This window comes from Pseudoduganella rivuli (genome assembly GCF_009674485.1).
Lineage (GTDB): Bacteria > Pseudomonadota > Gammaproteobacteria > Burkholderiales > Burkholderiaceae_D > Rugamonas > Rugamonas rivuli_B.
Map to the genome: position 1 here is coordinate 1 of NZ_WKJJ01000074.1, position 335 is coordinate 335.

1 rRNA gene is annotated in these 335 nt (G+C 41.8%); it reads left to right on the forward strand.

The window, feature by feature from the left end:
• Nucleotides 1–264: 264 nt before the first annotated feature.
• A 16S ribosomal RNA gene (locus GJ700_RS34770) occupies nucleotides 265–335 on the forward strand; the annotation flags it as partial.

Below are 335 nucleotides of genomic sequence, written 5' to 3' on the forward strand. Positions count from 1 at the left end.
CGAGAATCACGAAACACTAGATAATCTCGCTTCTCTGCTGCTGACGAACAAAACGCTTCGTCGAATACGAAAGTAAGCAGCCTTCTTTAAAAATAAACAGTCGATAAGTGTGGGTGTTAGATGAGATAAGCCCGGTATCTTTTAGATACTGATGCTCAAATTATTATTTAACACTCGCACAAAATTAAACGTAAATCTCTTCGGAGATTTCGTCAGTATTTTGAGTGAGTGACCTCCGGCAGCAATGCTGGAAAAACAGAGATTGAACTGAAGAGTTTGATCCTGGCTCAGATTGAACGCTGGCGGCATGCTTTACACATGCAAGTCGAACGGCA